We start from the raw sequence: 20549 nt of genomic DNA, 5'->3' as shown, positions 1-20549 counted from the left end.
CGGACAGATGCGCAGCATCGCCTCCGGGACATTCAGCTACTCTGCATTCTGATCCCGGGGGCGGCGCAAAGCGCCTTGCCCGGGCTACGGGACCGCAGACGGCTAAAAACGGGTAGCCCAGACTGATGCGCAGCATCGCCTCCGGGACATTCAGCCACTCAGCATCCTGATCCCGGGGGCGGCGCAAAGCGCCTTGCCCGGGCTACGGGACCGCAGACGGCTAAAAACGGGTAGCCCGGACAGATGCGCAGCATCGCCTCCGGGACATTCAGCCACTCAGCATCCTGATCCCGGGGGCGGCGCAAAGCGCCTTGCCCGGGCTACGGGTCCGCCGCAAGCTTGCGATGGGGTAGCCCGGGTAAGGCGTTTACGCCGCAACCCGGGAAAACCGGTCAGAAGAAATACTTAAACCGCACCCGAGCACCGTAACGTTCATCGGTATTGCCGCTTTTCGCCGCCGACGAATCCAGCCACGACGCATAGGCTCCGAGGTAAATATTAAAGTTCGGCATATCCATAATATCCGGCAGCAGCCATGAGGTGTGAATAGTATGGATGTCGTAGCGCCCCGGCGTCAGGATCGCGCAATCGCCGTCACATTCCGCGCTGACACCGGACATATTAAACCTGTCGATTTTATTATGCGCATAGATATAGCCCAGCTCCACGCGGTGCCATAACGCATTGATACCGGCGCTGAAATCCTTTTCATCCGCCGCATCCAGATACGCGGTGCTCAGATTTACCACCGCCCCATCCTCGGCATCGGTTTTCAGCGTATTCCAGCTCAGCGTCATGCCGTAGCCGGTGCGGCTGGACTGATCGACCCAGCGACCGTTTTGATTCTGATAACCGTAGGCGTTATTGACGAGGTTACTCTCCATCGCCGCAGCTACCGACCACGCACCCGACTGCCACGCCGCCACCGGGCGCACATAAACCACGTTTTTGCGGTTATCCAGCGCGTTGCCATGATAATTCTGGTCGACAAACAGAGAGCTACCGTCTTCCACCAGCGTATTAACCTCAAAGTACCAATTATCAAGGTTTTTACTCAGCAGGAAGTTACCGCCGCTGCTGCTACGCCCGCGCCCCTCTTTCATCATGTAAATATAGCCATAACCATCGCTATACAGATCGTTCGCCGTATTGCCGGAATATTCAATAAAGGTATCCTGATTCAGCGGGAACATATCGTAAGCTTCGAAGCGACCAATTTTTATTTTCCAGTCACTCTCCTGACCAAAGAAAAATGCCGCGTCATCAAGATTCATTTTACCATTCATATCCGCCAGCGGCTGGACGCTGAATCCAGCATATCTCCCGTTAGCGCCTTTGCGTAATCCATCAAAGCCCAGAAGAATACGTCCGTTAATATCCCAACGTTCTTTATCTCCCGGTGCCCAGTTTTTATTAGCGCTGGTTTTCACCGACGTTAAACTACCGGTGCGGCTGGCGCCGTCCATATTAAATTCAACGTCGCCATAGAATTTTAATTCACCATAATCATTAAGCTGCAAAGTGGGCTTAGCGGGTGCGGTACTGGCCACCGCCGTTTGCGTCTCCTGACGTTTTAGCGCTCGGATCTCCGCCTCCGCGCTGGATGCCCGCTGTTCCGTCGCTTTCAGCCGTTGCTCCATTTGCGCCAGCCGTTCTTCGAGTGTTAATGGCTCCTGCGCATTAGCCAGAGGGGTAAATAAAGACGTCAGAAAACACCCGACCCAGATTTTATTCATCGGCAAACCCTTTTATTAAATTAAGTTTTTATTTATACCCTAAATAATTCGAGTTGCAGGAAGGCGGCAAGAGAGTGAATCCCGATGAGCTTACTCTGGTAAGTGATTCGGGTGAACGAACGCAGCCAACACACATGCAACTTGAAGTATGACGGGTATATAGGTAAAACACGACAATAATAACCCGCCCATCGTCGAAGACGGGTTATTAACGATAATGAAATAATGATTATTCGAGTTGCCAGGCTCCCGCTTCAGTTAAAAACGCCAAACCGCTCCAGGCAAATAAAGCCAATTCGCGATTGTCTGCATCCTGATATATACGGCTGCTGAGACAAGCCTCACCATCATTAACAAACACTTCGACGGAAGAGCTATCGAAGAATATCCTTAACTTCAGCTCTGCCCCTGCGGTCAACGGCACGCTACGTACCCCGCACAGACCATACTGCGGATAATGACGCTCCAGCACCAGGCGCTGCATCTGCGCGTCCACGTAAATACGCAGACCATCGCCGAAGCTCAGGCCATACTGCTCAGCGCTGCTGCTGGCGCAATCCCAGTTCAGGATGACCTCCATGGCTTCACAGTTTTCCACCATCATCGTCTGCTGGTTTTTCAGCGTTGTGACCGGCCACGGGAACCAGGCCCCGCGCATGCTCTCGACCTCTTTAGCCGGGCGCATTTGCAGACGGTTATCCGCGCTCAGGCTCAGCTCGCGCGGTAGCGAAAGCATACCCGACCAGCCATCCTGCTGCTCCGGCTGCGGCGATTCCCACATATCCAGCCAGCCAATCACGATACGGCGGCCATCGGGGGTGAGAAAGCTCTGCGGGGCATAAAAATCGTGCCCATGATCCATCTCAGCAAATTCCCCCTCGCGAACAAACGCCTGCCCCGGCCGCCAGTCGCCGAGCAGATAGCCGCTCTGGAAAAGGTTACGGTTCTGATAGCCTTTTGCCGCAATCCCCTGCGGGGAAAACATCAATATGTGTTTACCATTGAGAGTGAAAAAGTCCGGGCACTCCCACATATAACCCATCTCTTTCTCTGCCTCGTCGAGAACGCCCGCGTCGTGCCACTGGCGCAGATCGGCAGAACGATACAGCCGCACCTGCCCTGTGTCGCCATCGCGAGCGCCGACGATCATGTACCAGCACTCCCCTTCCCGCCACACTTTCGGGTCGCGGAAATGGTGCATGCCCGGCGGGGTATCGACCACGATCCCCTGGCGCTCAAAGTGAATACCGTCGCGGCTGGTCGCCAGACACTGTACCTGATAGAGATTAGCCTCATCGCTGGCGTCACCGTGGAATTTATGCCCGGTATAAATCAGCGCCAGCGTATCGCCATCAACGACCGCCGATCCGGAGAAACAGCCGTCTTTATCCTCCGGGCCTTCCGGGGCCAGCGCCACCGGCAGATGCTCCCAGTGAACCAGATCTTTACTGCGCGCATGCCCCCAGTGCATCGGCCCCCACTGGGTCGAGTACGGGTGATGCTGATAAAAAGCGTGATACCAGCCGTCGAACCACACCAGACCATTCGGGTCGTTGATCCAGCCCGCGCGGGCGGCCAGGTGGTAGCGCGGATACCAGCGCAAGTTCAGCGCCTCGCGTTTAGCCTGTAATTCCTGTTCAGCGTTGGCAATTGTGTACGTCATAGTCTTCACTCTTTTGATTCAGATAGCGGTGGGCTGCGAGACCAGCGGGTCCGAAGAGGACTTCGTGGAACGCAACAAGAAGATGGAGATAAAGGTGGTGCAGAACACCAGCAGTCCCATAATCAGATAGGACTGGGCAAAGCCGTATTTCTCGTAGCTATAGCCCGCCAGCGGCGACAGTATCGTGGCGATAACCGAGCTGGTGCAGGCGAAGCCCACCAGATACAGCGTGGAAGAGAGGCGTTTATCGAAGTTTAAGCTGTTGTATTTAAAGATAGAAACCAGCAGTATCGGCAGCTCGACCGCGTGCAGAAGCTTGGTAATGGAGATAAGCAGCGGCCCTTCAACCAGCCCGGAGGCTACCATGCGCATCGCCATCACCATTCCGGCGAAGATCAGGCCGTTTTTCGCGCCAATGCGGTTAACCAACCACGGGGCGCAGAACATGCCCGCAGCTTCAAGAAAGACCTGGAACGAATTCAGATAGCCATACATCGCGTTCCCTTCCTGCAGCGTCGGGAACTGTGAGGAGAAGTAGACCGGAAACTGCTGGTCGTAAACGCCGTAGATGCAGGTGCCGATCACAAAGAATACCAGCGCCCAGAAACGCGGCAGGGTCAGCAGGCGCAGCGCATCCTCCAGCGTCACTTTACCGCCAGCCACCGCTTCATCCATCGCCTGTGATGCAGAGAAAACCCGCAGCCGCGCCAGTAAAATAAAGAACACCAGGCCGGAGCAACTGGCTACCGCAAAGTTTAAATGCGGGTTGATGTTGAACAGTAAACCGGCAAAGAACGTCGCCACCGCCCAGCCCAGCGAACCCCACATCCGCGCCTTGCCGAATTCAAACTGGCTCTGGCGCGCTACACGTTCGGTATAAGATTCCAGCACGCCGATGCCGCCGTTAAAGGTCAGGCCGATATAAATCCCGCCAAAAATACTGCCGAGTAACACGTTAATTTTCAGCAGGTAGCCAAAAAGCATATAGGCCGGGCCTGAGAGGATCAGCAGAACGGTGATGTACCAGAGCAGATTCTTACGCAGGCCGAGCTTGTCCTGAATAAAGCCGTAGCAAACCTGCGCAAACAGCGCAGAGACGGAGAGCACCGCGTAAATAAAACCGGTGTCTCCCGGTTTCAGACCCACTTCCTGATGCAACCAGATAGAGAGCAGAGAGCCTGAAGAGGACCAGGTGACAAAAAAGAAGAACAGTAACGCACTGAGTAACGGGTAGCTTTGGGAGCGATGCGCTTTCATCATGACATTCTCATGTTGGAGTAATGCTGATATGGTAACGTTAACAAAAAGCGAAACTCATGTCGTTTTGCTGAGATTCATGATGTTAATCACAAAAGTTAACGTTAACATAATAAGAGTGCGATCGCGATCAAATATTCCTCGCCTACGCACGCGCTACGTGTACGATAGAATATCGTATGATCCTTTTACATCAGTAACTTAGTTAAACCCCGTTGCGACGGAGAGGGTGGAGCACTCAATATGGCATCCCTGAAAGATGTGGCAAAGCTGGCGAATGTGTCGCTGATGACGGTTTCCCGCGCGCTGAATAGCCCGGAAAGGTTGAAACCAGAGACCCTGGCCCGAGTCCAGGCGGCTATCGAACAGACCAACTATGTCCCCGATCTGTCAGCGAAAAAAATCCGCGGCGCTCACGCTACGCCAAACACCATCGGGGTACTGGCGCTGGATACCGTGACTACGCCGTTCTCGGTGGAGATTACGCTTTCTATCGAGGAAACTGCGCGTGCCCACGGCTGGAACAGCTTTGTGGTTAATATGTTCTCCGACGATAGCCCGGAAACCATTGTCGATCTGCTGCTCTCTCACCGTCCGGACGGGATCATTTACACCACTATGGGGCTGCGACAGGTGCCGCTTCCGGCCAAGCTGTTGACTCTCCCCTGCGTGCTGGCGAACTGCGAAAGCCTGCACGATCCGGTCGCCAGCTATATTCCGGATGATGAACAAGGGCAATACACGGCGGTGCAGGCCTTGCTGGCTGCGGGCTACCGTCGTCCGCTGTGTCTGCATCTACCGGCTAACCATCTCGCAACCGTCCGCCGCCGTCAGGGGCTGGAACGCGCCTGCCGGGAAGCGGGGGTTGACCCGGACGCGCTCGATCACTGCTATATGGCCTACGGCGATGAACACTATCGCGATATTCCCGCTGTCGTGTTAGCGCATATTCAGCAGCAAAAGCCGCAGTTCGACTCGGTGATTTGCGGCAACGACCGTATCGCATTTATGGTTTATCAGACGCTGTTGGCGCAGGGGTTGCACATTCCGCAGGATGTAGCAGTCGTGGGTTACGATAATATGGTGGGGATCGGCGATCTGTTCTTACCGCCGCTGTCGACGGTACAGCTCCCGCATTATGACATCGGGCGCCTGAGCGCCCTGCATATCATTAACGGCGACAGCCATCGGGAAACGGTACGGGTTGCCAGCCCGTGGCTGCCGCGCGAGTCGCTGTAATTAATTGCCGATGTTGCGCAGCTTCTCGCCGGACATCAGCTTACGTTCGATATGCTCCAGGGTGACGTTTTTGGTTTCCGGAATCAGCCAGAAAGTCACACCGATAAAAGCGATGTTCAGCGCAGTGTAAAGCCAGAAGGTTCCCGCCGCGCCGATTGAATCAAGCAAGGTCAGGAATGTCGCGCCGATAATCATGTTCGACACCCAGTTGGTCGTGGTTGAACAGGTGATACCGAAGTCGCGGCATTTCAGCGGCTGAATTTCCGAACACAAAATCCACACTACCGGCGCGGCGCTCATCGCATAGCCCGCGATGCACATCATGGTCATGCCGACCGACAGCCAGGAAAGGCCGCTGGAGGCAGTGCCGTTATCAAACTGCATCAGGCAGTAGCCCAGCACCAACGTGCCGACAGCCATAACGCTAAAACCGATTTTCAGCGCCGGTTTACGTCCGGCCTTATCGACGGTGAAGACCGCGATAAAGGTGGCGAACATAAAGGTCAGGCCAACCACCAGCGTCGCCACCATCTGCTGCTCGGTGGTGGTGAAACCGGCCATTTTGAAGATACGCGGCGCGTAGTACATGATGATATTCATACCGGTAAACTGTTGCATGGCCTGCAACAACATGCCGAGAAATACCGCGCGGCGCACGTTGCGGTTGATTTTAAACAACGCCCAACCGCCCTGTTTTAGCTTCAGGCTTTCACGAATTTCGTTCAGCTCATCGCGGGCTTTTTCCGAGGTATCGCGCAGCATCCGCAGCACCTCTTCCGCCTCGACGTGACGCCCTTTTTCCGCCAGCCAGCGCGGGCTGTTGGGCAAGAAGACGACCAGAATGATCAGCACAACCGCCGGTAAGGCCAGCACCCCAAGCATCGCCCGCCAGTTACCGCTGTAGCTAAACGCGGTGTCAGAGAGAAATGCCATCACGATCCCCAGCGTTACCATCAGCTGGTACATACTGATCATCTTGCCGCGCACGTTTTCGCTGGCCATTTCAGACAGATACAGCGGTGCGGTATAGGAGGCGATACCTACGGCAACGCCGAGAATGACCCTCGCCGCCAACAGCATTTCGACGCTGGTCGCAAAAGCAGAGCCAATAGAGCCTGCGACAAACAGCACGGCGCCAACCATCAGACTGTATTTACGCCCGAGACGGAACGAGAGCCAGCCGTTAAATAACGCGCCGATCGCGGCACCCAGCATCATGCTGCTCACCACCCACTCCTGCATGCGGCTGGATAAGACAAAATGATCGGTAATAAAGGGCAGCGCCCCGGCAATCACCCCGATGTCGAGGCCAAACAACAATCCCGCCACTGCGGCGGCAATCGAAACAAACTGATTCATGCGCCGGGTATCGCGCTGCGTACGCGGCATTAACGTAGAGTCGTTATTAATTGAAGCCATTTTTTCCTGCCAGACGGAGTAAGACATGTGATGAAAATACGATATCGGCGGACTAAGGTGTCAGGCAGGACGAGCCAAAGATATGGATTAATAAGCTACCAGTAGCCGTTTTGTGATGGACATTCAACTTTCAAAAGAACATAAAATAATCATCTCATTATCGAAAAACCCCATTACACATAGATGTTCAGCTAAAAAACAAATAAACAATATGGACTATTCTAATTTCATGATATGGACAATTATTGTTAATACATAAAAAAACCCTGCCGAAGCAGGGTGAGATTGCTGACAGATGCGCTTGAAAGTGAAGAGGGTTCGTTTTTCTCCCTCTCCCTTCGGGAGAGATACTGTCTTGCCGGTTATCCGGCAAGTGGTATTTCAGCGTTAAATTCATGCCCGGATTTCACCACACCATAAGCCAGCTGCAGTAATTTCCTCATTCCTGCACACACTCGCTCTTTCCCTGTCTTACCCCGGGCTGCAAGCCTTTCCATCAGGTTTTTCACCACCTTATTGCATCTTCCTGCCACTACCGCTGGCATATACAGTGCGCTACGCAGCTCTGCATGGCCCACTTTCGACAGCCTGCTTTTCCCTTTCCACATCCCTGACTCACAACGACGAGGATTCAAACCAGCATACGCCACCAGTGCCTTGCTGTTGCTGAACCGTCGCAGATTTCCTGCGAACGCCAGCAGGCTCACACTCAGCATGTCTCCTATTCCGGGGATACTTTTCAGTAGCTCCCGGTCCCGCTTCAGGTCCGGGTTATCATCGATATGCCGGTTGATTTTATTGAGGGTTTCTTCAATCAGCTCATCCAGCATCGTAACGTGTTCATTCAGGGAAGGAACGATGACTTCATCTGCCGCCTCAAGGCGGTTCACCTCCATCTGACGCATCTCTTCCAGGTTACGCAGGTGGCGTACCAGAGCCGTCAGTTGTCGTTCGCTCAGCGGCACAGGATGCCAGGGGGCCGGCTGATACAGAGCGCAGTAGCGCGCTATCAGCGCCGCGTCGCTTTTGTCCGTTTTATTGCGGGTCAGTTCAGTGTTTGCGAACGCATGGATACGTGCCGGGTTTTCAAGGCTGACGCAGCAGCCATTATCGGCCAGCAGGGTGGCCAGTTCAGTGCTGTAGCAACCTGTTGCCTCCATGCAGACGTGACAGTGACCAAAACGCGCCAGCCAGTTCAGAAATTCGCGGCATCCGGCTGGGGTATTGGCGAATTTTTTGGTTTTGTACTTCTGGTTTGGCAGCTGGACAGCAACGTCGAATTTGAGTTTGGCGATATCAACGCCGACAGGGACAAGATTCATCATGGTACTCCGTAACCTTATGAATATTATCGCCGGACCATCCTTATATGTGGGTGCTCAGGGCACAGGATACCGTTCGGTCTTGAGGCGACAGGGAAACAGGTTACCGGGGCATAATCTCTCCCGCGGGCTCAGGGGCTCCAGGGCTGGGTGATGCTCACCGGTAACCTCCCGATGATCAGTCGGGGATCTTCTCCGCCGGAACGGAGAAGGTCAAGACATAAGGGCCGGGGTGAGGGCTTTTTGCACATTCTCCCCTCACCCTAACCCTCTCCCCACAGGGGAGAGGGGATCGTCCATACTCTTTGATAAAGCGGCGAAAATTAGCGCGCCAGCCAGCCGCCATCAACCGCCACGGTGTAGCCATTGATGTAATCAGACGCGCTGGAAGCCAGGAATACCACCGGACCCATCAGGTCGCTCGGCAGTCCCCAACGTCCTGCCGGGATGCGGTCAAGGATTTCGCTGCTGCGCTGTTCATCAGCACGCAGCTGCTGGGTATTGTTGGTCGCCATATAGCCCGGCGCAAGCGCATTCACGTTAATACCGTGCTTCGCCCACTCGTTGGCCAGCAGACGGGTCACGCCCATTACCGCACTTTTGGACGCGGTGTAAGACGGCACGCGGATCCCGCCCTGGAAAGAGAGCATGGACGCGATATTAATGATCTTGCCGCCGTTACCCTGAGCGATAAAGTGCTTCGCCGCCGCCTGAGACATAAAGAACACGCTCTTAATGTTCAGGTTCATCACGTCGTCCCAGTTTTTCTCGCTAAACTCGATAGCGTCTTCACGACGAATCAGACCGGCGTTGTTCACCAGAATATCGATATGACCAAACTCAGCTACCGCACGCTCCAGCAGCTGCGGGATGCCGTCAATCTGGCGCAGGTCTGCGGTCAGGCTAAGAAAACGACGGCCCAGCGCGGTAACGCGTTCAATGGTTTCCGTCGGTTCAACAATATTGATACCCACGATATCGCAGCCGGCTTCCGCCAGGCCAACCGCCATGCCCTGGCCCAGACCTGTATCACAACCGCTGACAACAGCCACTTTGCCCTGTAGGGAGAATGCATCGAGAATCATACTTTGTTCCTTAATCTTTCAGAGCCTGTAGGCACAGGCAAGGTTCTATTGGTCCAGCCTGCTGCTTGCACAGACCCTTATGGTTTTAAGAACTCTATAGGGATTTACTCATAAAAATAAAACAGAGTTCCGTTTTACAGTGAGCACATCTTAGCCCTGGCTAAAGTCATTTTCAATTATTATTAAAACGTTGTTTCAATTTTAAGATAAGTAAATCATGAAAATGCAAAACAGATCACGAAGCGTTGCGCCACCGGCAAAACAAAATCAATTTAAATCAATAAAATACAATAAGTTACAACACCTTTGAAAAATGACGGTAGATCATAAAAAAACGACCATAAAACAAAGGTGATCCCGGCATCTGCTGGACAGGCGACAAAAAAGTGCGATCCACCGCGGGAAGTTGTTGCGAATTGCGTCCACCATCACAAATAATGAAACGATGTTTTGATAAATTGACACCTATCTTTTAAATCAACTTCCACTGACCAGCTCACGCAGGCTGGCGACATCTCAGGAAGGAAAAGGAGTACATCATGGCTAAAGGCATGCGGGTTAAATTGAATTATGAAGTCAGCCGCGATCCGGACACCGGCGCAGAAATCACCCGCTTAACCCCACCGGAAGTAACCTGTCATCGTAACTATTTCTATCAGAAGTGTTTTTTCAATGATGGCAGCCATTTGCTGTTTGCTGGTGAGTTCGATGGCCACTGGAACTACTATCTGTTGAATCTGGCGAAAGCCGAGGCGGTACAGTTAACGGAAGGCGCAGGTGATAACACCTTTGGTGGTTTCCTCTCTCCGGATGATAAATCCCTCTATTATGTGAAGAACGACCGCACGCTGCTGGAAGTCAATCTCACCACGCTGCAAGAGCGCGAAGTTTATCGCGTCGCCGATGATTGGGTTGGCTACGGTACCTGGGTGGCAAACAGCGATTGCACCAAACTGGTTGGGATCGAGATTGCCAAAAGCGACTGGACGCCGCTCAACGACTGGCAGATTTTCCACGACTTCTTCCATAAAGGCCCCCATTGCCGCCTGCTGCGCGTCGACCTGCAAACCGGCGAAAGTAGCGTGATTCACGAAGAGAAAAAATGGCTGGGTCACCCGATTTATCGTCCTTTCGATGACAACACGGTCGCCTTCTGCCACGAAGGCCCGCACGACCTGGTCGATGCGCGGATGTGGATGGTTAATGAAGACGGCAGCAACGTGCGCAAAGTCAAAGAGCATGCACAAGGTGAAAGCTGCACTCATGAATTCTGGGTACCGAACGGTTCTTCGCTGATGTATGTTTCTTATCTGAAGGGCCAGCAGGGCCGGACAATTTATAGCTTCAACCCGGATACCGGCGTCAATGAAGCGGTGATGCAGATGCCAGCATGTTCGCATCTGATGAGTAACTTCGATGGCACGATGCTGGTGGGCGATGGTTCCGGTACGCCGGTCGATGTGAAAGATACCAGCGGCTACACTATCGATAACGACCCCTATCTGTACGCGTTTGATGTCGCGAAGCAGGCATATTTCCGCGTCGCACGCCACGACACCTCCTGGGCAACGGTGGCGAATAGCCGCCAGGTTACTCATCCGCATCCATCCTTTACGCCGGACGATAGCGCAATTCTGTTTAGTTCCGATAAAGACGGCAAGCCTGCTGTTTATATCGCGAAGCTACCGTCGCAGCCTGAGATGCTGAAAGCATAGAATTAGCCACTGTTTAGTTTGAGTTAGTGTTTCTGTAACTGGCCTTGCCCTCCTTTTGGAGGGCTTTTTTATGTCCGGAGTTTTCCCCGGGTCCTTCCAGACGCGGTCTTCCCGGAGGCGGCGCAATGCGCCTGTCCGGGCTACATTATGTGCCAATGGGGTAGCCCGGACAGATGCGCAGTACCGCCTCCGGGAAGATAGGTTAATACAAACAGAAAACCCCGGCTGACTGCTCCGGGGAAAACGATGAGGAGGTTTTTTTAATTTAGAACGAGTAGGCAACACCGACGCGGAAACGGGTCTGGCGGTCGCTGCGGTCGTTGACGCCGACGTTGCCGAGTTCGCCGTACGGCGCCCAGTTTTTATCCAGCTTATAGGCAACCTTGAGGTTGTATTCCTGAGAGTACGGTTTATTGTCGTTACGTTTCACACCTTCCGTACTGCGCGCATAAACGTAGTTCAGCTCAGCGCGCCAGTCGCCCAGGACGTAACCGGCCCATGCATCGCCACGGTTTACCTTATCATCGTCTTTACCTGCATTCGCCGGATAACGGGTGTAGTCATAACGGTAGCGGGCAGCAACGTAGAAGCCGTTATCGAAGCTGTACTGTACGCGCAGGTTCGGTTTATAGATTGAGCGGCTATCGTTACTTTCAATCGCAAACCCGGGCGTTACTGAGAAGTTTTTATCCGCCTTCCACTGCCAGCTAATAGTCTCTTCATGACCATTACCAATGACATCAGAATAAGGCTGGCTGGCGCTATCACCACCTGATTTCCACTTCGCCTCGACGGAGAAGCCAAAACCATTAGCGAAACGATGGGAGACGGAAACGCGGTCAGCGTTGCTCTTGTCCGACTTCCCCCCATCGATAAATTCATGACGTAAATCGACGGTGACAGCTGAAGCCGCGAAAGACATGCCACAGAGTGCAGCAAGGGCCAGAGATTTTGCAAACATGAGGTACCCCTTATAATTTAAAATATCGTTTCTTTTTTATGAAACTGCATTTTATTTTTTAAGTAATAATGTTTTAGTGATCGAGATCGTAATTATTTGTTTCAAAAAAGATGGCACAGCAAGACGTGACCGAGCTCAACAAAATAGAGGGTTACGAGGGAATTTGCGGGGAAAAGTGCTCGATAATAAAAACAAAAAAGCCTCCGCAGGGAGGCTTAGAAAAATCACATCAGAATGGGCTTATACCCTAAATAATTCGAGTTGCCTAAAGGCGGCAAGGGCGTAAGTCCCCAGGAGCATAGATAACTATGTGACTGGGGTGAGCGCACGTAGCCAACACATAAGCAACTTGAAGTATGACGGGTATATTAGCGTTCAACTGCCAACGCTACGCCCTGACCGCCGCCAATACACAGCGTGGCAAGCCCTTTGCGGGCATCGCGTTTAATCATCTCGTGTACCAGGGAAACCAGGATGCGACAACCAGATGCGCCAATCGGGTGGCCGAGAGCAATCGCGCCGCCGTTCACATTTACCCGTCGTTCATCCCACTCCAGCACCCTACCTACCGAAATGGCCTGGGCGGCAAAAGCTTCATTGGCTTCGATAAGATCGACCTCATCGAGCCTCCAGCCCGCACGCTCCAGACAGCGGCGGGTCGCATGTACCGGAGCTATCCCCATCAGCGCCGGATCGACGCCGACGCTGGCAAAGGCGCGGATCCGCGCCAGAATCGGCAGCCCAAGCTCCTCGGCTTTGGCTTCGCTCATCATCATCACCGCCGCCGCGCCATCATTAATACTCGACGCATTGCCTGCGGTGACCGATCCCAGTCGATCGAAGGTCGGGAGCAGGCTGGCCAGCCCTTCGGCGCTGGCATCAACCCGTGGCTGTTCATCGGTATCCACCAGCCGCGGGGTGCCGTTGAGCTCGGTCGCTATCGGCACAATTTCATCACGAAAGCGGCCAGAATCAATCGCCCGCCGCGCTTTATGCTGGGAGCTGAGCGCCCATGCATCCTGCAACTCACGGCTGATGCCGTACTCTCGCGCCAGATTCTCTGCCGTGACGCCCATATGATAATCGTTAAACGCATCCCACAGGCCGTCGTGGACCAAGCTGTCAATAAGCTGGCTATTGCCTAACTGCGCGCCGGTCCGGCTGTCGGTCAATACGTGCGGGGCGCGGCTCATATTCTCCTGGCCGCCAGCAATCACCACATCCGCTTCACCGCACTGAATCGCCTGAGTTGCGAGGTGCAACGCCTTCAGTCCGGAGCCGCAGACGTCATTGATGGTAATAGCAGAAACGGTATTCGGCAGCCCACCGCGAATAGCCGACTGACGCGCCGGGTTTTGCCCGGTGCCCGCAGTCAGGACCTGACCGAGGATCACCTCATCAATACTTTGGGGATCGACACCGCTGCGCTCGACTAACGCTTTCACCACCACGCTGCCCAGTTCCACCGCCGAGTGGCGCGATAATGTGCCCTGAAAACAGCCTATTGGCGTTCGCAACGCGCCGACGATTACGACATCTTTCATCCTCTACCTCTGCTCCGCCCCTGCGCAAAGAAACAGCATCATAGTAGTGAATTGTTATCAAAAAATTTCGTAATTGTTTAAAAAAAGTGAGGAGAATCACAAAGATCATGGGCGATTTTAGCGCCAGGGGTCGCTGACAAACCTGTTTTACGCATCGTGCCCGCTTTTCTGTCAGGTGGCGGCTAGCGCCTTACCTGACCTACGAAAACCCAGCCCAGCTTCCTACCCGACCGACAATACGTCAATCCGCCACCGGGCAATTACGAAGGAGGCTTTCTATTCGCTCCCGTGCCCCTGCAGATGCTGACGCAGCCAGCTTCCCGCTTCTCCCGGCGGCGCTTTCTTGTTCCACAGTAAATCAATAGAAATCGCTCGCGGCCAGCCGGCAACGTCCAGCGTCACCAGGGTGCCGCTGCCGGCAAACTCCTCCACCAGCGCACAGGGCAAAATGCACCATCCCAGCCCCTGCGCCGCCATGCTGAACAGCAGCAGATAGTTCGGGGCCGACCAGACCTGCCCCCGCGCCGGTTCCGGAGTACTTTCCAGATAGGTACTTAAGCGCAGCTCCCGCCAGCTATGCAGTTCATCCCAGCTCACTCTGCCCCGGGCCGCCAGCGCGTGATCGGGAGCGACATAAATAGCCATTTCGGTTCGCATCGGCAGGCGGATACTGCCGATCTCCGTCGGATAGCTATCCCTGGCCTCAATCAGTCCCACCTGCGCCCGCTCTTTTTGCAGCAGGTCGACAACATCCTCATCTTCACCAATCAGGCACTCAAATTCGGTATGTGGAAAACGGCGGTCAAACTGCGCCAGCAGATCTTCAAGCACATCGGGATGCAGCGTATCGGAAAGCACAAAAGTCAGCCGTGCCTCCGTTTTACCGGAGAGCGAAATCGCCAGCTCATCCAGCCTGTCGCTGGCCGCCAGAATGGCTTTGACATAGCTCAGTACCTGTTCACCCTGCGGCGTGAGCGTCGGTTGCCGGGAGCTGCGATCGAAGAGCGTCACGCCAAGATCGGCTTCCAGGTTGGCAATCGCCGTACTGATGGTGGACTGACTTTTCCGCAGCCGCCGCGCCGCAGCAGAAAACGAACCGCAGGCGACGGTTTCGACAAAAGCGGTTAAGGCTTCGGGAGAATAGCGCATGAACTATCTACTTTATCGATGGATACTATCTTTTGTTTATCATATTTTTCCATAAAATGCCGGGTAAATTCTTATTAAGGCCAGAGGTAACAAGCCATGCAACAACATAACGTACAGCGTAAAACGCTGACGGAACGCGTCATCCACGCGATCAGCTTTGAAGGTCTCGCGACCCTGATTCTCGCCCCTACTGCCGCATGGCTGATGCAGCGTTCGGTCGTTGAGATGGGCGGACTGAGTATTCTGCTGGCGACCGTCGCGATGATCTGGAACATCATCTATAACGCCATTTTCGACCGCCTGTGGCCGGTGTCGCGCGTGGTGCGTAACCTGCGCGTCCGTGCACTACACGCTATCGGCTTTGAGTCGGGTTTTATCATCATCGGTGTAACCCTCGTCGCGCTGGTGCTCGGCGTCTCGCTGTTGCAGGCATTTATGCTGGAAATCGGCTTTATGCTGTTCTTCCTGCCCTACACCATGGCGTTTAACTGGGCCTGGGATACGCTGCGCGAGCGCGTCTTCAAGCATCGCCAGCAACGCATTATCGCCCGTAGCTAACCTTTTGGCGGATCGCCGGTACCTTAACCGACGATCCGCCGCTTCATTTATCCACCAGAAACTATCGCCGCAGACGAATCATAAATGTGATAAATTGCACTCCTTTTTGTTCGTTTTCTGGTTGATAAAGTCGCATAATGTCTAAAATTTGGTCTAAAGAAGAAACTCTTTGGAGTTTTGCCTTATATGGCACTGCTGTAGGCGCTGGCACGTTATTCTTGCCGATCCAACTGGGATCCGCTGGCGCTATCGTTCTGTTCATCACCGCACTGGTCGCCTGGCCGCTAACTTACTGGCCGCATAAAGCTCTGAGCCAGTTCATTCTCTCCGCCAAAATCGCGCCAGGCGCTGGCATTACCGGGGCCGTTAATCACTATTACGGAAAAAAGATCGGTAACCTGATTACCGGGCTCTATTTCCTCGCCTTTTTCGTGGTCATCCTGATCTATGCCGTCGCCATCACTAACTCGCTGGCCGAGCAGTTAGCCAGGCATGTGCCCATTACGCCAGGCGTGCGCGCGCTGCTCAGCCTGAGCGTGGTGCTGGTGCTCAATCTGATCTTTTTGATGGGCCGCCATATCACTATCAAAGTGATGGGTTTTTTAGTGTTCCCGCTGATCGCCTGCTTCCTGTTCCTCTCCATCTATCTGATTGGCAGCTGGCAGCCGGAGTATCTGACCAGTCAAATGCAACTGACCTCGCACACGTTCCACCAAATCTGGATCTCCATTCCCGTGATGGTTTTCGCTTTTAGCCATACGCCAATTATTTCGACTTTTGCTATCGACCAGCAGGAGAAATATGGCGAGCAGGCCATGGGTAAATGCAAAAAAATCATGAAGGTGGCCTACACCCTCATCTGCGCCAGCGTACTGTTTTTCGTTTTTAGCTGCCTGCTGTCGATACCGACAACCTATATTGAAACCGCTCGTAACGAAGGGGTAACCATTCTCTCCGCGTTATCGATGATGCCGGGCTCCCCGGCATGGCTGGCGGTCACCGGGATTATCGTGGCGGTAGTGGCAATGTCGAAGTCGTTCCTCGGCACTTATTTTGGGGTGATTGAAGGGGCCAGTGAAATCGTCAAGACGTCGCTCGGCCAGATTGGCATTCGTAAAAGCCGCGCGTTTAATCGGGCGATGTCGATCCTGCTGGTTTCGACGCTGACCTTTGTCGTCTGCTTTATCAATCCCAACGCTATCTCGATGATTTATGCCATCAGCGGTCCGCTCATTGCGATGATTCTGTTTATCATGCCGACCCTGTCGACCTATCTTATTCCAGCGCTAAAGCCTTACCGCTCAGTGGGTAACTTTATTACCCTGGTCATCGGTTTGCTGTGCGTTTCGGTGATGTTCTTCAGTTGATCCTCCGTGCGGCGAAGGCTCTCTTTCGCCGCACTTTCTGCCAATATTCTTATCTCCCCAATCCTCCTGACGGGCATACACTTAGAGCCTGCACACCATCAGGGGGAGTTTCTATGTCCAGCGTAAAATTATCCGGAACCGGCACCTTAGGCGATCGTCAGGTTTATCGCCTGGGATACGGGGCAATGCAGCTTGCAGGACCGGGCGTCTTTGGTCCGCCAAAAGATCCTGAGACGGCTATCCGCGTGCTGCAAGAAGCCGTCGCCTCGGGGGTTAATCACATCGATACCTCCGATTTTTACGGCCCGCATGTCACTAATCAACTGATTCGCAAAGCGCTACATCCCTATTCTGACGAGCTATGCATCGTCACCAAAGTCAGCGCTCGCCGTGATGAAAAAGGCAATTGGTTGCCTGCGATGTCCCCCGCAGAACTGACCCAGGCGGTGGAAGATAACCTGCGCAATCTGGGCCTTGACGTTCTGGAGGTGGTGAATCTGCGCAGTATGCTCAGCGCTCATGGCCCGGTTGAAGGTTCGCTGGAAGGGCCATTAACCACGCTGCTGGAGCTTAAAGAGCGCGGGTTAATTCGCCATATCGGGCTAAGTAACGTCACCGCCAAACAGGTGGCGGATGCCCAAAAACTCACGCCCATCGTCTGCGTGCAGAACCAATATAATGTCGCAAATCGTCAGGATGACCCGCTTATCGATGCGCTTGCAGCGCAGAATATCGCCTGGGTGCCGTTCTTCCCGCTCGGCGGTTTCACGCCGCTGCAGGCGCAAGAGCTTAATGACGTCGCCGCCGCTCTGGACGCCACGCCAATGCAGGTTGCACTGGCCTGGCTGCTACAACGCTCACCGAATATCCTGCTCATCCCCGGTACCTCTTCGCTACAACATCTGCGGGAAAACCTTGCCGCTGCTGAATTAATCCTGCCGGCCGATGCCCTGGCCACTCTGGATAACCTCCAACCGCAATCCTGATTTTCAGGCATCGGCAAATGAAAATTTGCCGATGCCTGCTCCTTAATATTTGCCTGGAATTACCTTAAAGCCACAGGCACTATACATCCTACAAATTAGCGTTATTCTCTGACGGATAACCCTATATACAGCATAGTTTCATACTTTTTTGACAAGCCTCCTTATTGGAGGCTTCTGTCGTTTTTGTCTCATCAAATTTTTCGAACTCTTGATTACAGGAAAAACAACATCTCATTCAAAGTTTATACAAATCAATTTAGCGATAAAGATAGCTAATAACATCAAATGCTCATAAAAACATCTGATTAACACAATCAGAATGTTTGTATTGCCATATAAAAAAATCAACCAGACACAATAACTTTCACAAGGATTTCACATGATAGAGGGAACGATAAAGACCAGTAAGTATGAAATTATTGCTATTTTCAGGGAAGAACTCCGAAAGCAAGCAGAGATAGAAGTATTTGTTAATAACAAAAGTACTATTACTCAGCTAACGCGCGTGGATTTTGCCGAATTCCATATCTCAACCACCAGCAAAATCCCTCCAGGGCATAAAGTTAAATTTATTTTGCATAGTGATTCAGGAAAAATCGAATTCAGCGCGGTGTTAAAGAAAAATTATGCGTATAGCGAGGGAAAATGCAATAAGGTCGCATTTACCTTACCCGAATGTATCCAGGTGGTGCAACGCCGCCGCGATCCCCGGTTCCGTCTTCGCCACGAACATGAGTTTTTCTGCCATGGCCGACATAAGAATGGCGAAAACTATCTTTTCGAGATCAAAGACATTTCAGACGGCGGTTGCGCATTAATGACTAAAAACCCCAATCTGAAATTCCTCAGCCACAATGCCGTTCTCAAGAACGCCATTCTGGCACTCGCCGAATATGGTGAGATTACCGTAGATTTGGTTATAAAGAATGTCGTTATGGTGACTTTAGATGATAACGAGGAGCGGGAAAGCTACTACCAGATTTCTTGCCAATTTACATTTCGCCATCTTGATAACAAGAAGAGAATAGAGAAAATGCTGCTCGACTTGATTATGGAAGCCAAGAGAAAAAAGAGAGTCTAAAGACATTGGAAAGTATATTACTTTACACCGATGACAATATTATCGGGCGATCAATCCAGGATTACCTGGTTGATAATGAGAAATATGTCACCCCCCTAAGCCTCCAGGATATTGTTACGGGTGCCCATCTCCCTCTGGGGGGTACTGTTATTGTTAACCTCATCCATAAGGATATCTCTGTGGCCACGACGGTCGCATTACTCAACACGCTACGCGTGCACCTTGCACACTGCGCAATGCGGGTTCTGATTGTAAAAAACGAACTCGCCAGCTTATGTCGTGAGCTTATTGACCTGGAAAACTTATTGATTTTGACGGAAAAATCATCTTTATCGGATTTCTCAGCCATCATCAATCGTCCTGTAACTGCCAGCGACAGCCAGGGTTTATGCACTCAGCGAAAGCTGACAGCCAGGGAACTTCAGGTTCTGGAGTTAATTATTGCCTGCAACAACAATAAAAGAATCGCCGTACTTCTCAATATTGACCATAAAACGGTGCATAGCCATAAGGTTCACATTATGAAAAAACTCGGAATGAATAGCTCACGGATAATGCATGCCAGAATAGTCAACATGTATCATTGTTGAGAACAAAATATGCAGGTGACCAATCAAAATCCGATAATTCATTGGCAATCAGCCTTTAATAATCATTCCCATCGGTAGAAAGGTCACCTATAATAATCTGATCCTCTCTTTACCTCTGACCTGATTTCTAACGAGAGATAATGAACGCAACTCTGTTTTCCGACCATAATTTATCACGTAGCGATATAGCAGTTCGTTATGTCTTTCAGAAAATGTTCTCCCCACAAGGCGTACTTGTCGCCGTTGAGTGTCTGAGCCGTTTTGATCATATCCCTATTTCTCCTGAAAATTTCTTTCGCTATGCCAATTCGGGATTACGAGAAAGCATATTTATGGAGCAACTGGCACTAATCGAAAAACATAAGCAGTGGTTTCTCAAAAATGGTATTTCAGCCACAATTAATGTCGATGATCATATTCTCAACGTTTTACTAAGACCGGAGATTAAAGAAATTGTCGAACAACTCGGCTGCGTTCATTTCGAAGTCACGGAAAACTCCAACAAACTGTTGAATAATGCCCTCGCCTCCTGGAGCGATCCACAAAGCACCTCGCTATGGCTTGATGACTTCGGCTCTGGCTATGCCGGCATTAACGCTATCCGCGGTTATCATTTTGATTATGTCAAAATTGATAAAAACTTTTTCTGGCATTTAATGCAAAAAGATTCTGGTCGGCCTTTAATGGATGCGCTGGTGACCTTTCTTTCGCGTAATCACCATAATGTCATTATTGAAGGTGTCGAAACTGAGGCTCATAAAAAGTGGCTACAAGGGATGGAATGGTTTGCTATTCAGGGACATTACTGGAAAGAGGTCAGCATTGAGCAACTGGTTAAAGAAGATATTACGCTATAAAAAATGCACAGACGTATTTC

At 52.3% G+C, this 20549-nt stretch carries 17 protein-coding genes; 8 read left to right on the top strand and 9 right to left on the bottom strand.

The genetic code is table 11. The features are described from left to right. Positions 1–392: 392 nt before the first annotated feature. The 3 genes from AC07P6_RS05395 to AC07P6_RS05385 all read right to left on the bottom strand — a co-directional run bounded on the left by AC07P6_RS05395 (position 393) and on the right by AC07P6_RS05385 (position 4659). Positions 393–1736 (bottom strand): carbohydrate porin, encoded by a 1344-nt coding sequence (locus tag AC07P6_RS05395; RefSeq protein ID WP_478315785.1) that lies wholly within the window; start codon positions 1734–1736, stop codon positions 393–395. A gap of 229 nt (positions 1737–1965) precedes the next feature. Beyond that, the gene (locus AC07P6_RS05390) at positions 1966–3399 is read right to left on the bottom strand and encodes a glycoside hydrolase family 32 protein (protein ID WP_478315784.1); all 1434 of its coding nucleotides are present in this window, start codon (positions 3397–3399) and stop codon (positions 1966–1968) included. A gap of 18 nt (positions 3400–3417) precedes the next feature. Next, entirely contained in the window at positions 3418–4659 is a 1242-nt protein-coding gene (locus AC07P6_RS05385; protein ID WP_304253395.1) for an MFS transporter, read from the bottom strand. Between the two features lie 240 nt (positions 4660–4899). Between AC07P6_RS05385 and AC07P6_RS05380 the strand changes: the two genes are divergently transcribed. Continuing rightward, positions 4900–5895 carry a LacI family DNA-binding transcriptional regulator gene (locus AC07P6_RS05380; RefSeq protein WP_478315783.1) on the top strand — a complete coding sequence of 332 codons (996 nt, stop codon included), beginning with the start codon at positions 4900–4902 and terminating at the stop codon, positions 5893–5895. On the opposite strand, the gene araE is transcribed toward AC07P6_RS05380, so the two are convergent. From araE to kduD, 3 genes are all read right to left on the bottom strand, one after another. Beyond that, the gene (gene araE / locus AC07P6_RS05375) at positions 5896–7314 is read right to left on the bottom strand and encodes an arabinose-proton symporter AraE (RefSeq protein ID WP_181484998.1); all 1419 of its coding nucleotides are present in this window, start codon (positions 7312–7314) and stop codon (positions 5896–5898) included. Between the two features lie 362 nt (positions 7315–7676). After that, positions 7677–8639, bottom strand: coding sequence for an IS110 family RNA-guided transposase (locus tag AC07P6_RS05370; RefSeq protein ID WP_478315120.1), 963 nt, complete (start codon positions 8637–8639; stop codon positions 7677–7679). A gap of 320 nt (positions 8640–8959) precedes the next feature. Beyond that, positions 8960–9721 carry a 2-dehydro-3-deoxy-D-gluconate 5-dehydrogenase KduD gene (gene kduD, locus AC07P6_RS05365; protein ID WP_110276421.1) on the bottom strand — a complete coding sequence of 254 codons (762 nt, stop codon included), beginning with the start codon at positions 9719–9721 and terminating at the stop codon, positions 8960–8962. A gap of 539 nt (positions 9722–10260) precedes the next feature. Here kduD and AC07P6_RS05360 point away from each other — a divergent pair. Next, positions 10261–11436: an oligogalacturonate lyase family protein gene (locus tag AC07P6_RS05360; RefSeq protein WP_110276420.1), complete on the top strand. Its 1176-nt coding sequence runs from the start codon at positions 10261–10263 to the stop codon at positions 11434–11436. A gap of 265 nt (positions 11437–11701) precedes the next feature. Here AC07P6_RS05360 and AC07P6_RS05355 read toward each other — a convergent pair whose 3' ends face one another. The 3 genes from AC07P6_RS05355 to AC07P6_RS05345 all read right to left on the bottom strand — a co-directional run bounded on the left by AC07P6_RS05355 (position 11702) and on the right by AC07P6_RS05345 (position 15090). Continuing rightward, the gene (locus tag AC07P6_RS05355; RefSeq protein ID WP_182234737.1) at positions 11702–12397 is read right to left on the bottom strand and encodes an oligogalacturonate-specific porin KdgM family protein; all 696 of its coding nucleotides are present in this window, start codon (positions 12395–12397) and stop codon (positions 11702–11704) included. A gap of 368 nt (positions 12398–12765) precedes the next feature. Beyond that, complete coding sequence (locus AC07P6_RS05350) at positions 12766–13941, bottom strand: acetyl-CoA C-acetyltransferase (protein ID WP_182234739.1); 1176 nt, start codon at positions 13939–13941, stop codon at positions 12766–12768. Positions 13942–14217: 276 nt separating this feature from the next. After that, positions 14218–15090, bottom strand: a complete 873-nt coding sequence (locus tag AC07P6_RS05345; RefSeq protein ID WP_304253400.1) for a LysR family transcriptional regulator — start codon at positions 15088–15090, stop codon at positions 14218–14220. 96 nt (positions 15091–15186) lie between these two features. On the opposite strand from AC07P6_RS05345, the gene AC07P6_RS05340 reads away from it, so the two are divergent. From AC07P6_RS05340 to mrkJ, 6 genes are all read left to right on the top strand, one after another. Continuing rightward, a complete protein-coding gene (locus tag AC07P6_RS05340; protein WP_182234743.1) occupies positions 15187–15648 on the top strand; it encodes a multidrug/biocide efflux PACE transporter in 462 nt (153 codons plus the stop codon). A gap of 137 nt (positions 15649–15785) precedes the next feature. Continuing rightward, entirely contained in the window at positions 15786–17015 is a 1230-nt protein-coding gene (locus AC07P6_RS05335) for an amino acid permease (RefSeq protein WP_182234745.1), read from the top strand. 113 nt (positions 17016–17128) lie between these two features. After that, complete coding sequence (locus tag AC07P6_RS05330; protein WP_434661649.1) at positions 17129–18001, top strand: aldo/keto reductase family oxidoreductase; 873 nt, start codon at positions 17129–17131, stop codon at positions 17999–18001. 379 nt (positions 18002–18380) lie between these two features. Then, entirely contained in the window at positions 18381–19082 is a 702-nt protein-coding gene (locus AC07P6_RS05325) for a flagellar brake protein (RefSeq protein WP_112213990.1), read from the top strand. Between the two features lie 5 nt (positions 19083–19087). Further along, entirely contained in the window at positions 19088–19672 is a 585-nt protein-coding gene (locus AC07P6_RS05320; protein WP_478315780.1) for a helix-turn-helix transcriptional regulator, read from the top strand. Positions 19673–19812: 140 nt separating this feature from the next. Continuing rightward, the gene (mrkJ, locus tag AC07P6_RS05315; protein ID WP_181484988.1) at positions 19813–20529 is read left to right on the top strand and encodes a cyclic-di-GMP phosphodiesterase MrkJ; all 717 of its coding nucleotides are present in this window, start codon (positions 19813–19815) and stop codon (positions 20527–20529) included. Positions 20530–20549 lie beyond the last annotated feature (20 nt).

Source organism: Klebsiella sp. GFKo11 (genome assembly GCF_056490265.1).
The sequence above is the reverse complement of the archived record's forward strand: the minus strand, read 5'-3'. Positions and strand labels throughout refer to the sequence as shown.

What these genes read in the sequence shown, in the direction of transcription:
- AC07P6_RS05395 (WP_478315785.1), bottom strand. Translation starts at nt 1,736, where the DNA reads ATGAATAAAATCTGGGTCGGGTGTTTTCTGACGTCTTTATTTACCCCT.
- AC07P6_RS05390 (WP_478315784.1), bottom strand. Translation starts at nt 3,399, where the DNA reads ATGACGTACACAATTGCCAACGCTGAACAGGAATTACAGGCTAAACGC.
- AC07P6_RS05385 (WP_304253395.1), bottom strand. Translation starts at nt 4,659, where the DNA reads ATGATGAAAGCGCATCGCTCCCAAAGCTACCCGTTACTCAGTGCGTTA.
- AC07P6_RS05380 (WP_478315783.1), top strand. Translation starts at nt 4,900, where the DNA reads ATGGCATCCCTGAAAGATGTGGCAAAGCTGGCGAATGTGTCGCTGATG.
- araE (WP_181484998.1), bottom strand. Translation starts at nt 7,314, where the DNA reads ATGGCTTCAATTAATAACGACTCTACGTTAATGCCGCGTACGCAGCGC.
- AC07P6_RS05370 (WP_478315120.1), bottom strand. Translation starts at nt 8,639, where the DNA reads ATGATGAATCTTGTCCCTGTCGGCGTTGATATCGCCAAACTCAAATTC.
- kduD (WP_110276421.1), bottom strand. Translation starts at nt 9,721, where the DNA reads ATGATTCTCGATGCATTCTCCCTACAGGGCAAAGTGGCTGTTGTCAGC.
- AC07P6_RS05360 (WP_110276420.1), top strand. Translation starts at nt 10,261, where the DNA reads ATGGCTAAAGGCATGCGGGTTAAATTGAATTATGAAGTCAGCCGCGAT.
- AC07P6_RS05355 (WP_182234737.1), bottom strand. Translation starts at nt 12,397, where the DNA reads ATGTTTGCAAAATCTCTGGCCCTTGCTGCACTCTGTGGCATGTCTTTC.
- AC07P6_RS05350 (WP_182234739.1), bottom strand. Translation starts at nt 13,941, where the DNA reads ATGAAAGATGTCGTAATCGTCGGCGCGTTGCGAACGCCAATAGGCTGT.
- AC07P6_RS05345 (WP_304253400.1), bottom strand. Translation starts at nt 15,090, where the DNA reads ATGCGCTATTCTCCCGAAGCCTTAACCGCTTTTGTCGAAACCGTCGCC.
- AC07P6_RS05340 (WP_182234743.1), top strand. Translation starts at nt 15,187, where the DNA reads ATGCAACAACATAACGTACAGCGTAAAACGCTGACGGAACGCGTCATC.
- AC07P6_RS05335 (WP_182234745.1), top strand. Translation starts at nt 15,786, where the DNA reads ATGTCTAAAATTTGGTCTAAAGAAGAAACTCTTTGGAGTTTTGCCTTA.
- AC07P6_RS05330 (WP_434661649.1), top strand. Translation starts at nt 17,129, where the DNA reads ATGTCCAGCGTAAAATTATCCGGAACCGGCACCTTAGGCGATCGTCAG.
- AC07P6_RS05325 (WP_112213990.1), top strand. Translation starts at nt 18,381, where the DNA reads ATGATAGAGGGAACGATAAAGACCAGTAAGTATGAAATTATTGCTATT.
- mrkJ (WP_181484988.1), top strand. Translation starts at nt 19,813, where the DNA reads ATGAACGCAACTCTGTTTTCCGACCATAATTTATCACGTAGCGATATA.